This is a genomic window from Bacillus sp. G1(2015b) (genome assembly GCF_001482475.1).
GTDB classification, from domain to species: Bacteria; Bacillota; Bacilli; order Bacillales; family Bacillaceae; genus Bacillus; species Bacillus safensis.
Genome location: NZ_LKIC01000031.1, coordinates 138,790 through 151,327, shown reverse-complemented (window position 1 = coordinate 151,327; position 12,538 = coordinate 138,790). Strand labels below are relative to the sequence as shown.

Below are 12,538 nucleotides of genomic sequence, written 5' to 3'. Positions count from 1 at the left end.
AAAATGTCAATTATAACTCACCGAGAAACGCTTGAAATACTTCATTCCCTAACAATTTTCCTTTTCTTGTTAAACGGATCCCAATGTCATCTTTTACAATGAGGCCTTTTTCTTCTAATTCTTCAAGAACAGTGGGAAAAAGTGCTCCTGGTGCAGTACCATATTTTGCTTGGAAATCAGCACTTTTCACTCCTTCGATCTTTCGAAGACCTAAAAACATTTCTTCTTCTATTTGCTCTGCTTTTGTGACCTGATGTGTTTCCTTATACGGGAATCCTGTTTGGTCAATCAGCTCCAAATAATGTTTCACCGGCCCTGCGTTCACATTTCGGACGCCATCTACATACCCGTGTGCGCCTGCACCAAAACCGAAGTAATCTTCATTGCTCCAATAGGTCAGGTTATGCTGGCTTTCAAAGCCAGGTTTGGCGTAATTGCTAATTTCGTACTGCTTTAATCCATGGCGCTCCATTTCATCCATCACAAGCTCATACATTTCAGCCTCACGTTCTTGTGGCGGTAAATGAAGTTTTCCCTTTTGCATTAAGTTGTAAAAAACGGTTTTCGGCTCGACGATGAGTGAGTAAACCGAATAATGCTCTGCCCCCAGCGAGAAAGCCGTCTCAAGTGAATTCATCACATGATGCTTTTCTTGATGCGGCAAGCCAAACATGAGATCGAGGCTAATATTGTCAAATCCAACCGCTCGAGCTCGCTCAAAAGACGTAAGGACATCCTTTTTTTGATGAACTCGTCCGATTTTTTTGAGCAAATCGTCTTCAAAAGTTTGAACACCAAAACTCAGCCGATTGACACCGGCTTCTTTTAACACATGCAGCTTCTCGAGTGATAATTCATCTGGGTTCGCTTCCACTGCAAATTCAATCAGGTTTTTTGTCGGCTTTAATACACGATGAATGCTGTTCATGAGCTTGTCTAGCTGGCTGACAGTCAGTGATGTCGGGGTTCCCCCGCCAATAAAAATCGTCTTGAGTTCCTGCTCGCCCTTTTGTTCGATCGTATGCTGCATCTCTTTTTCAAGAGCCGCTAAGTATTCATCGACTGGCTGCGTTTTAATGAAAAATTTATTGAAATCACAATAGTGGCAAATGTGCTCACAAAATGGAATGTGAATGTATGCTGCTTTCATTTGATGACACCTTCTTTACAGGTAAAGAGCCGCAGTTTATCGCTGCGGCGCCTTTGTTTGTTATCGACTATAAACGTCAAGGCGAACATTGTAAAGCAAGCAGCCTTGAGGATGTTATTTTTTCGGTGTGCTGTCATCCATCTTCAGCACGGCCATAAATGCTTCTTGCGGGACTTCAACAGAGCCCACTTGCTTCATGCGCTTTTTCCCTTCTTTTTGCTTCTCAAGAAGCTTTCTTTTCCGGGAAATGTCTCCACCATAACATTTGGCAAGTACGTTTTTACGCATCGCTTTAATGGTGGAACGAGCAACGATTTTTTGACCGATTGCTGCTTGAACTGGCACTTCAAAGTGCTGGCGTGGAATCAGTTCTTTTAGCTTTTCTACAATGATCTTGCCTCGTTCATATGCATAATCGCGGTGAACAATAAAGGAAAGGGCATCGATTTTTTCGCCATTCAGCATGATATCCATCTTCACCAGCGTCGATGGACGATAGCCAATCAGCTCATAATCAAAGGACGCGTAGCCTTTTGTGTTAGACTTTAGCTGATCAAAGAATTCGTATACGATCTCTGCCAAAGGAATTTCGTACACAATGCTCACACGGTTCGCATCAAGATACTGCATATCGATGAAATTTCCGCGCTTTCCTTGGCAAAGCTCCATCACAGAGCCTACATAATCGTTCGGCACCATCATTGTTGCTTTTACATATGGTTCTTCAATTCGCTCAATCTTTTGCGGATCAGGCAGATTGGACGGGTTATCTACGACGATTTTTTCTCCATCTGTCATATATACATCATAAATAACACTTGGCGCTGTCGTAATCAGATCAATTTTAAATTCACGTTCAATCCGTTCTTGGATGATTTCCATATGAAGCATTCCAAGGAAGCCGCAGCGGAAACCGAAGCCAAGTGCTTGGGATGTCTCTGCCTCATATTGAAGTGAAGAATCATTTAATTCAAGCTTTTCTAACGCTTCACGTAAGTCGTTGTATTTCGCTGTATCAATCGGATAAAGTCCGCAGTATACCATTGGGTTTAGCTTTCTGTATCCTGGCAGCGCTTCTTTCGCAGGGTTTTCCGCACTTGTGATCGTATCCCCTACACGTGTATCACCGACATTTTTAATCGCAGCGGTTAAGTAGCCAACATCTCCAACTGTGAGTTCATCTGTTGGCATGGCTTTTGGTGTGAATACGCCGACTTCAAGAACTTCAAATTCTTTCCCCGTCGCCATCATTTTAATTTTCTGACCAGGTCTGACGGTTCCTTCAACAATTCGTATGTACGCAATAACGCCGCGATACGCATCGTAAAGAGAATCAAAAATAAGGGCTTGAAGTGGTGCTTCTGGATCTCCAGCAGGTGCTGGCACCTTTTCAACGATTTGTTCTAAAATATCCTCGATTCCAATACCCGCCTTAGCAGAGGTGAGAACAGCTTCAGACGCATCCAACCCGATGACATCTTCAATTTCTTCTCTTACACGCTCAGGCTCTGCACTCGGCAGATCGATTTTATTGATAATCGGAAGAATTTCTAAGTTGTTATCAAGAGCTAAATAAACGTTCGCAAGTGTCTGTGCTTCAATTCCTTGTGCTGCATCTACTACGAGAATCGCACCCTCACAGGCAGCTAGGCTTCGAGATACCTCATAGGTGAAGTCGACATGCCCTGGTGTATCAATCAGGTGCATGATATATTCTTCTCCATCCTTCGCCTTATACTTCAGCTGGACAGAGTTTAGTTTAATCGTTATGCCGCGTTCACGCTCTAAATCCATGGAATCAAGTAATTGTTCTTTCATTTCCCGTTGAGTAATCGCCGCTGTTTTTTCCAAAATACGGTCCGCCAATGTGGATTTCCCATGGTCAATATGGGCGATAATGGAGAAATTTCGAATTCTTGATTGCCGTTCTAATCGTTTTTCTTTATCTGTCACAATCTATCACTCCTACTATAAAACGCGGGTTGCGCTAGGTTAGATTATATCAATAGGGCTGTAAAGATTCAATCGAAATCAAGAAAAGCCGCTTATCGGTCAGCGGCTTTGATTAAAAGGGTGATATCTCATGAAATTCGTTTATTTCCCATTCACCCAATCATAAAGAGAACGGGCTGCATTTGTCATACCATCAGACAGGGCTTTTCCTGCTTTGGAAAAGGCATTAAAGCCTTCTATTTCCTCGAGCTGCTTTTGTTTTTCGGCAAGATCCTTTTCTGTAACAGCCGTTCCTAAGATAGAAGCTTCCTTTTCTTCATCGTCGTTCATTTGAATGGAGAAAGCTCCTTTTAATTGCGGATCATGGTAGCCCTTCATTTGCAGCATGCCATTATTCGCTTGCTGCATTCCTAAAAAGACACCAAACAGCAAGACCAATCCTAAAATAATGGTTTTTCCAATAAATGAGCCCATACCCGTCACCACCTTAAGAGCGTTTTTTCTCACCCTTTGCTTTGCCGTCCACCTTTTCTGCGTCCCAGAAAATGTCGCTGAATACATCAGCTGCTGCATTGGATGCATTTCTCAATTCTTCCATATTATTATCTACTCCGCCAAATTCTAAAAGAAGGGCTTTGTCAGATAAATCTTGATTATAGATTCCATTATCGCCAATTTCTCCTTTGGCAAACACGCCGACACTAAGACCTTTATATTTTTTCTCCATCAAATGGTGGAACTCTGTCGCAAGCTTTAAGTTTTTCTCATAGCTTTGATTCTTCTTCCCTACAACAAACGCAATTCTCGCATATTTCTTCCCTTTGATTTCGACAGTCGTATCTTTCTTTCTTCTTGAGTCCCGGTGAATATCAATTAAATAATCGAGGTCATCATTTTTCGCTAAGGCTTCTTTCACGACCAATCTTGATTCATTATAAGACTGCGGATACTTTAATCCTTTTTTCACGAGTCTTTTTTCAATTTCCGTTTTGTCGACTGTATTGCCGATTCCTTGCTGATCAAGCGCCTTTCCAAACATGTCGCCGACAAGGGTAACATTCACTTTTGAGTGCCGTGCATTATTTGGGTTCGTTTCTCCTTTTAAAAATGGTAAATATGATTCCGTATTATGTGTGTGATAAATGTACACAGCTTTTCGTTTTCCTGTTGACCGGTCCGGTTCTTTGGCAGGCTTTTTCGGCCCATCTTCATCGAGCTTGTCCAGTTCAGCTAAATTTGCTTCTTTTTCATCTTGGATCACTTCACTCGGAGGCGGCGATTCCATTGGCATGTTGGTATAGTCTGTGCCTTCACCCGCTAAGATGATTTTTGTATCAAAATGTTCAAAGCCTGGAAGTTCTCTTCCTAGAAAACTACGCGGGTCTTCTAAATTAATACTGGTTGCAAGCTTCAGTGACAGCCCAGAGAAATGAAATCCTTTTTGAGCTTCTGGAACTGCTGAGGCGAAATATTGGTTTTCCATGCCCATTAATGTGGCAAAAAATGCGCCAGAGAGCTCATCTGCTACACCATATAACGAGGCTTGCGGCCTCAGCTCAGGTTTTAAAGATGTTAAAGCCCCTGACATCACAAACACCACAACAAGAGCGGCAATAAATAAGAAAATACTTTTGACTACTTTCGTTCCATTAATCGCAACGACCAACTGTCGAGGACGGCGGGGTCTTTTTTTCATGATTTACTCCCTCCAGCACGCTTTCTAGTAATTACACTATGAGCGAGCTAGAGAAAGTAGAACCGATTAATGATTATATGAACCCTTGTTATCTTGAGTGATTTTTTGATGAAGCGCTGTGTTTAATCCGTTGGCAAGTACGTTTGCCATATCATCAATGAATGTATCGACTTCTTTAGGCGTGACCATTAAATTTTGTCCGAGCGGCGCAAGCACTTCATGGATTAGCTGCCTTTTCTCTTCTTCTGGAAGGGTTCCTACGATGCCTAAGAATGATTGACGTGTTTCCTCATCTGGCAAGTCTTCTTCGTTAAGCACTTTTTTCTTCCCGAATGTCAAACCAGCCGGCACAAGAGAGCGGGATGGTCTATCATCTTTTAGTTCTCTACCAAAATGCTTTAAGACATAATCAATTGTGTCACTAGCAATCGTTACTGCATCCACCACTGTCGGAACGCCAATTGCAATTACTGGGATGCCCAATGTTTCTTTACTTAATTCTTTTCGCTTATTCCCTACACCAGAACCGGGATGGATACCTGTATCAGAAATTTGAATGGTTGTATTCACTCGTTCCACCGCACGAGCAGCAAGGGCGTCGACAGCAATGACAAAATCAGGTTTAGACCGCTCAATCACACCTTGGATAATGTCACTTGTTTCAATACCGGTCAGTCCCATCACACCTGGTGACAAAGAGGAAACTGGGCGATAGCCTTCCTGAACATTTTCCGGCTGTAATTCAAAGAGATGACGGGTCACAAGCAGGTTTTCGACTGTGAGAGGACCTAGTGCATCTGGTGTGACATTCCAGTTTCCCAGTCCTACTACAAGGCAGCTCGCATCTGCCTGAATGCCTCTGTCTTTTAAAAACTGAGCAAAATGACGGGCAAAGACTTGGACGACTTTTTCTTGCATCTCAGAGTCTTTCTCCCGAATGCCTTGCGCTTCAAACGTCAAGTATGTCCCTGCCTTTTTGCCGGTCAGCTCCTCCCCTTCTTTCGTGATTTCTACAGTACGGATGCGGATGCCTTGCTCATCTTTTTCTTTTTCGACGATCCCTTGGATCCCGTCCTTTTTGACGACATTCGGATCGTTCTCTTGTTCTAGTATCTCTTTTGTTTCAACAGCGAGGTCTGTCCGGATTTGATAAACGCTTAAATCGAGCTTCTGTTTCTCCATAAAAAGACTCCTTCCACCAAGTAATTAACAGTAGTCTTTCCATCTCTTGAAAGAAACATTCGAGCACGTCATCAATGAAAAATACTTTACATTTATATTGCATTCTAAAGGTGTGTTTGATAGAATACAATTTGTTCTATTGTGAAGATTTAACCTTAAGACAATTGTGTTTAGGTTGTATCTTAGGAGGTGAAACACATGCCAAATATTAAATCAGCGATCAAACGTACAAAAACGAATAACGAACGCCGTGCACATAACGTAACAATCAAGTCTGCGATGCGTACTGCGATTAAACAAGTTGAAGTTTCTGTAGCTAACAACGATGCTGAGCAAGCAAAAGCTGCTCTTGCTTCTGCTGCAAAACGCATTGACAAAGCCGTTAAAACTGGTCTTGTACACAAAAACGCAGCTGCGCGTTACAAATCAAGACTTGCTAAACAAGTAAACGGACTTTCTGCATAATGCTTGCAACGCCTCAGTAATGAGGCACCTGTTTAACTGTACGTCCGTCCTGACCGGCCGAGCCTAAGGACAGACTGGCAATTATACATCTAAACAAAAACGACCCTCTTTTTAGAAGGTCGTTTTTTTATGTTCAAGCGCCTAACAATCGAAGCAGGAACAATTCTAACAGCAGCTGCTTGTCCTTTTTACCCGTTTTCATTTCATAATCAATCGTTGAAAGCTCTTTGACGATCTGCTTGAGCTCTTCTTCTGAAAACAGTCTTGCCTGATCCATGGCAAGTTTGACCCGGAATGGGTGGACTTTTAGATTTGAAGCAATTTGTTTTTGTCCATATCCTTGCTGAGCGAAATACTTCGTCTGCAAAATCAATCGAAATTGAGTTGAAATAAGTGCTAATATTTTAATGGGTTCCTCATTTTGCTTCAAGAGGTCATAAAACATCTGCATGGCCTCAGAGCGGCGTCTGTTTACGATTTGATTAATCAGCTCGAAAATATTTTGCTCCAAGCTTCTTGCAACGAGCTGATTGACATCTGCTAACTCAATTTCTTCCCGCTCTCCAATATATGTACTTAGCTTCCGAACCTCTTGGAATAGAGAGGATAGACTTCCGCCGCATAACATCACAAGCTGCTCAGCCGCTTCAGATGTAATCATCTTTCCTTCTGTCTTCACCAGTGTGATGGTGAAATCAGTTGTTTCTTTTGGGTTTAATTCTTTCGCCTCAACAACAGCAGCTTTCTTTTTTAGCAATTTGGTGATTTTTTTACGCTCATCCAGCTTTTCATACGGTGCTAATAACACGAGAATGGTATAGGGCGCTGGCTTTTCTAAATATGCTTCTAATAACGAAAGCTCATGCTCGATCTTTTCCTTTTTCTTTTCAGCTGTAAGAAAATAAGGATTCTTGATCACGACGAGACGTCTTTCTCCCATAAACGGAAATGTTTCTGCATCCGTCACAGCCTGTTCAAGCGGCACCTCTTCCATATCGAAGATGGAGTAATTAAAATCTTTCGTTTCCTCGTCTACTACAGCTTGTCTCAATTTAGCGGCGGTTTCTTGCAGTAAATATGTTTCTTTCCCATATAAGCAATAAACGGGATGGATATCCCCTCGTTTTAAATTGTTCCATACATCAAAGACCATCAATTGAATCCCTCTCTTTCACTTCCTCCTCTATCCTAAAGTGTGTGAAGACATTAGTAAAGAGGAAGCTGAAAGTGCCGCCTCCTCATTTATAGTAAACGTCCGGCGCAAGCTCCCGGGTCAGCCTGCTGTCAGACGATATTCATAAAATGATCATGAAAATGGAAAACGGTTACTTTACCTTCTAGCAATTCCAAATGAGTTCAAGTATACTAAAATTAGCCAGGAGGGATGAAAATGAATGAATTTGAAAAAAATGTTCAAAGCAAGCGGAATGATGTGACCGACTCAGCCGTTGGTTTTATCGTCACATTCGGATTTTTCGCCTCAATGTTTATTTTGGCAACTATTATACACCTCGTTGGATCTTAACTTCATGAAGGTTACATGACTGCCGTTTTGGCAGTTTTTTTATTGAGTTTGTAAGATATCATATGGAGGGTGAGTGTAAAACGTTCCTTCCTCATCGAGAAATTCATACGTCACGCTCCCGTCGGTATCTGTACGATACACCTTCATTTGCTGGTCCTTTAATTTTTTCAAGACTTCCTGATGTGGATGCTGATAACGATTGCGTTCACCTGCTGAAATGAGTGCATGTGAGGGCTTGAGATGCTGAAGCCATTCTTCGCTTGTTGACCCTTTACTCCCGTGATGTCCAACCTTTAAGATATCTGCCCGCAGATGAGGAAAGGCTTCTATAATGTCTCGCTCTCCTTCTTGTTCAAGGTCTCCAGTGAGCATAAACCGCTTCCCGCCTAAAGTACATGTCAAAACAAGTGAATCATTATTCTTAGTTGTCACTCGATCACGAGACGGATGAAGAACGTCAAATATTTGCTCTCCAATCTGAAGCTGATCTCCTCTCTCTAATTCATCAATCATGATCCCTTGATCAGCTGCTTCTTTTAACAGCTCCGCATCCTCTGGACTCCGTGCAAAGCCTTTTGGAATGGCCAGCCGCTTTACTTTATTTCGCTTGATTAACCGAACTGCTTCTCCCATATGGTCTTGATCCGCATGCGTCAGAATAAGGACATCAAGTTTCGCTATTCCTTTAGAATGCAAAAACGGGATCAGCGTTTGATCACCGATCGTAGACACTTTTCGTCTTTTTTTCCACGGTTCTTCTTCAAAAGAAAGTCTGCCTCCCGTATCCACAAGCAGGTGCCCCTTTCGATAGGGCAGCTGAATAAACAAACTATCCCCCTGTCCTACATCCAGCATCGTCACTTCCCCTTTTTCGAAAAAATTCGGGGTGAAATAGTGAACACTCAAGACACCAATGAGAAAAAGGAGCGGCACAGCATAGGACTTCACAGACGTTTTGCACTCCATCACAACTAACAGAACAATTAAGGCACTCACCTCAAGAACAATATGCCACCAAATTGACTTCATAAAAATCAAGTTGAATCCATCAAAAACAGCCATATAGGCTGACAATTGATGACTAAGCTGGATCACCGAATCAAGCAGTTGAAACAATGTTTGTCCAAGCGGAAGATAAACGATCGTCAAAAGAAAAAAGAGTAAGGATAGTGGCATGACGATCGTCGTATAAAAAGGAACAAATATCATGTTCAAAGGAACGCTCAGTAAAGAGAATTGATGAAAATGATATAAAAGAACAGGGAGCGAAGCAAGCTGTGCAATAAAGGAAATCAGTAATAATTGCATGACCGAACTTTTTGCTTTTGATAAAATCCTAGACGATAACAAAATAAAAAACGTCACCACGAAGGAAAGCTGAAATCCGATATCAAATAAATAAAGAGGATGAATCGCTAATAAGAGTAAAAACGTTGCACTTAATACCACAGCAGAAGGCTGTTTCAATTCTTTTGGCAGACTAGTCATCACTAAATAGATTCCTGCCATGAGACAAGCTCTTAACACAGATGGTGCAGCACCTGTCAAACAAGCATAAACAGGAAGAAAGCATAATAGAAGAATACGCGCTGTCTCTCTTGTCACACCCACACGAAGGAGACACCAAAATAAACATGCAAGAAGCGCTTGCACATGCAGTCCTGAGATCGCTAGTAAATGAATAATACCGAGCATTTGATAATCTCTTAATGTGTCAGGTTCTATCAACTCACGATCGCCAAAAATAAGTGCCTGTACAATGCCAACAGAGTGTTTTGGCACATGGTCCTCTAAAAATGTCAAACCCTTTTGCCTCATCGCTTGAAGATAGTAGGAAGAACCGCCTTTTTTTGTACAGTTTTTGATCGACTGCGGCAGAAAAATAGCGTCAATGCCTTTTGTTTTTAAAAATTGATCGTATTGAAACCCGTTAGGAATGGTGGCGTGTTTTGCTGGGCGAACATCACCTGTCATGTGACAGCTCATACCAGGTTCTACCTCTTTTAATGCCTCTTTTTCACGCTCTGTTTGAATTGTATAAAAAGTGGCTAGTCGTTCATGGTCTGTCGATACAGTCGCTGAAAAACGATTGCCATCTGTTTTCGGAATGCTTTCAATCACAACGGAATCAGATAGGAATTTTTCTTGAACGGGTAGCTCCGTTTCAAGAGACTCATGAACCATAAAAATAAGTATATAGACAGCCCCGCATAGGCTGGCCATTAAAAAGAGCTGAGGCATTTTTTTCAGTAGGCTGAGAAGTAATATGATGAGAAGAAAGAGAAGGAAATATATATGAAGATGATATGCAGCCAGAGCAATTCCAACAGCTGCTGAAATTGCCCCAAACGGCAAATATTTAAACATAGGAAGTAAATAATTGATTCGCCTTCTCATGCATATCGCGAATTTCTGTTTCGCTAAGTCCTGATTCACTCAGCTTCCCAATTAAATCTGCAACAAAGGCCAATTTTTCTTGATTTTTTAAGTCGATAATCATTTCTTCTAATTCAACTTGCTCCGTTTGAACACCCGCCTGCTCGAATAAATCAACGGCATATGGATGATTTTTATAATCCTTTGCATAGTACACTGTCCGTATACCCGCTTGAATGATGGCTTTACAGCACTGTAAACAAGGAAAATGTGTGACATATATTTCAGCATCAGCTGTAGGTGCTCCAAATTTGGCACATTGTAAAATAGCATTCATTTCCGCATGGATGGTGCGAACACAGTGATGATCAATGACATAGCACCCTACATCCGCACAATGAACATCACCGGCAATGGAGCCATTATATCCCCCTGCAATGATGCGCTTGTCCCTTACGATGGTTGCCCCAACAGCTAACCGCTCACAGGTGCTTCGTAAAGCAAGCAAATGACTTTGTGCCATAAAATATTGATTCCATGAAATTCTCTCCACGAGCTGATCCCTCCAGAATGATGGTTGATATTAAGTGTACATGCCTTTCTTCTATACCGTCAATTCTACTTCACGGTCAATTGACTTTTCAGCCGTTCAATCGTCTTTTCCCCAAAACCTGAAATGTTCCGCAAGTCTTCAATTTGTTGAAAATCTCCGTGTTCCTCTCTATACGTAATAATAGCTTCGGCTTTAGCTGGTCCTATGCCGTTAATGGTTTGCAATTCGGCTGCATCGGCCTGATTGACATTTACACCCTCACTCTTTTCAACGTCCATTGATGCGTCATCTGATGCTGTTTGCGTTTCTCTTTCCGCTTCCCCCTGCTTCCGAACATAAATCATCATACCATCCTCTAATTTTGCTGCTTGGTTGATTTCAATCGAGTCTGCTTTGCTAGTAAAGCCTCCTGCCCTTCGAATCGCTTCTTCTACCCGAGCATCAGATTGAAACGTATAAACACCTGGCTTTCTTACAGCTCCTTTGACTTCTACAAAAATCGTCGATGGCTCTTTTTCTGTCTTTTCTTGTTTGGCTTCTAATGTGACTTGTATGTCTTTATCTCCCTTCAATACATTTGGTTCTCTGCTGCCCTCCCCTTTTCCAGTGAAAAAGAAGAAACCGATGATCATCACAACCATGAGCCCAGCTGCAATATAAAGACTGTATTTTTTTATCGGAATGAGTCGTTTCACTTACTCACGCTTCTTTCAATCATATTTTTTTACTGCTCGACATACTGTTTAGAAGATAACAGATCCTATGCGTCTAAGGAGGGAGAACGTTTGAATATAGGGTTAATCGGTACAGGAAACATGGGTACCATACTTACTGAGGCATTTATTGAATCAAAGGCAGTCAATCCCTCATCGATCACCATTACAAACCGAACCATTGAAAAAGCGTTCAATATCAAAAAGAACCATCCAGAGCTTGAAGTAACGAAACAGCTTTCAGGGGCTGTCACGAATAAAGATTTCATTTTTGTTTGTGTCAAACCACTTGATATTTATCCACTTTTAAAAGAGCTGAGTCCTCTTTTAACGGAGCAGCAAACCATTGTCATCATTACAAGTCCGGTTCATCCTGAACAGCTTCAGGATATCGTTCCTTGTCAAACAGCCAGGCTGATTCCAAGCATTACAAACCGCGCATTATCAGGCGCATCACTTTTAACTTTTGGTTCATCATGCAATGCCGTGACGAAAACAGCGTTAAGACAGTTAGCTTCGTGCATTTCAACACCAATCGAGATCCACCATTCGATTACAAGAGCGGCTTCCGATATTGTCAGCTGCGGACCTGCTTTTATCAGTTTTCTCGTTCAGAAAATGATTGAAGCGGCCGTAGAAGAAACGGATATTTCTAAAGAAGAAGCCACCACCTTATCAGAAGATATGCTTGTTGGACTTGGCCGTTTGATTGAGAAAAGAGTCTATACCCTTCCGACACTGCAAGACAAAGTATGTGTGAAAGGCGGGGTCACTGGTGAAGGCATTAAAGCACTTGAAGCAGGTGTGCAAGATATGTTTCACCGCCTCTTTCAAAACACCCATGAAAAATTCGATGAAGATCTTGAAGCAGTTGCGCATCAATATCCACCAAGTGTGTTCACTGATGATCGCAGAAATTAATTAT

General features: G+C 41.8%; 12 protein-coding genes. 3 read left to right on the top strand and 9 right to left on the bottom strand.

The genetic code is table 11. The annotated features are described in order from the left end of the window. Window positions 1-10: 10 nt before the first annotated feature. From hemW to gpr, 5 genes are all read right to left on the bottom strand, one after another. Window positions 11-1,150 carry a radical SAM family heme chaperone HemW gene (gene hemW / locus AMR95_RS18155; RefSeq protein WP_058839058.1) on the bottom strand — a complete coding sequence of 380 codons (1,140 nt, stop codon included), beginning with the start codon at window positions 1,148-1,150 and terminating at the stop codon, window positions 11-13. A 114-nt stretch (window positions 1,151-1,264) separates the two neighbouring features. Beyond that, window positions 1,265-3,103 (bottom strand): translation elongation factor 4, encoded by a 1,839-nt coding sequence (lepA, locus tag AMR95_RS18150; RefSeq protein WP_024423038.1) that lies wholly within the window; start codon window positions 3,101-3,103, stop codon window positions 1,265-1,267. A 141-nt stretch (window positions 3,104-3,244) separates the two neighbouring features. After that, window positions 3,245-3,577 carry a YqxA family protein gene (locus tag AMR95_RS18145; RefSeq protein ID WP_058839057.1) on the bottom strand — a complete coding sequence of 111 codons (333 nt, stop codon included), beginning with the start codon at window positions 3,575-3,577 and terminating at the stop codon, window positions 3,245-3,247. A gap of 13 nt (window positions 3,578-3,590) precedes the next feature. Continuing rightward, window positions 3,591-4,799 carry a stage II sporulation protein P gene (locus tag AMR95_RS18140; protein ID WP_058839056.1) on the bottom strand — a complete coding sequence of 403 codons (1,209 nt, stop codon included), beginning with the start codon at window positions 4,797-4,799 and terminating at the stop codon, window positions 3,591-3,593. Window positions 4,800-4,865: 66 nt separating this feature from the next. Further along, complete coding sequence (gpr, locus tag AMR95_RS18135) at window positions 4,866-5,981, bottom strand: GPR endopeptidase (protein WP_047201920.1); 1,116 nt, start codon at window positions 5,979-5,981, stop codon at window positions 4,866-4,868. A 198-nt stretch (window positions 5,982-6,179) separates the two neighbouring features. On the opposite strand from gpr, the gene rpsT reads away from it, so the two are divergent. After that, window positions 6,180-6,446, top strand: coding sequence for a 30S ribosomal protein S20 (rpsT, locus tag AMR95_RS18130; protein WP_024423042.1), 267 nt, complete (start codon window positions 6,180-6,182; stop codon window positions 6,444-6,446). A 133-nt stretch (window positions 6,447-6,579) separates the two neighbouring features. Here rpsT and holA read toward each other — a convergent pair whose 3' ends face one another. Continuing rightward, window positions 6,580-7,599: a DNA polymerase III subunit delta gene (gene holA / locus AMR95_RS18125; RefSeq protein WP_058839055.1), complete on the bottom strand. Its 1,020-nt coding sequence runs from the start codon at window positions 7,597-7,599 to the stop codon at window positions 6,580-6,582. 237 nt (window positions 7,600-7,836) lie between these two features. Between holA and AMR95_RS19060 the strand changes: the two genes are divergently transcribed. After that, entirely contained in the window at window positions 7,837-7,971 is a 135-nt protein-coding gene (locus tag AMR95_RS19060; protein WP_012010638.1) for a YqzM family protein, read from the top strand. A 39-nt stretch (window positions 7,972-8,010) separates the two neighbouring features. Here the strand turns inward: AMR95_RS19060 and AMR95_RS18120 are convergent, their stop codons facing one another. The 3 genes from AMR95_RS18120 to AMR95_RS18110 all read right to left on the bottom strand — a co-directional run bounded on the left by AMR95_RS18120 (window position 8,011) and on the right by AMR95_RS18110 (window position 11,595). Further along, window positions 8,011-10,338, bottom strand: coding sequence for a DNA internalization-related competence protein ComEC/Rec2 (locus tag AMR95_RS18120; RefSeq protein WP_058839054.1), 2,328 nt, complete (start codon window positions 10,336-10,338; stop codon window positions 8,011-8,013). After that, window positions 10,331-10,900, bottom strand: coding sequence for a ComE operon protein 2 (locus AMR95_RS18115; RefSeq protein ID WP_058839053.1), 570 nt, complete (start codon window positions 10,898-10,900; stop codon window positions 10,331-10,333). The genes AMR95_RS18120 and AMR95_RS18115 overlap by 8 nt, the downstream gene beginning before the upstream one ends. Window positions 10,901-10,965: 65 nt before the next feature. Further along, entirely contained in the window at window positions 10,966-11,595 is a 630-nt protein-coding gene (locus tag AMR95_RS18110) for a helix-hairpin-helix domain-containing protein (RefSeq protein ID WP_058839052.1), read from the bottom strand. A 90-nt stretch (window positions 11,596-11,685) separates the two neighbouring features. Here AMR95_RS18110 and comER point away from each other — a divergent pair, with 90 nt between their 5' ends. Further along, window positions 11,686-12,534, top strand: coding sequence for a late competence protein ComER (comER, locus tag AMR95_RS18105; RefSeq protein ID WP_058839051.1), 849 nt, complete (start codon window positions 11,686-11,688; stop codon window positions 12,532-12,534). Window positions 12,535-12,538: the final 4 nt, after the last annotated feature.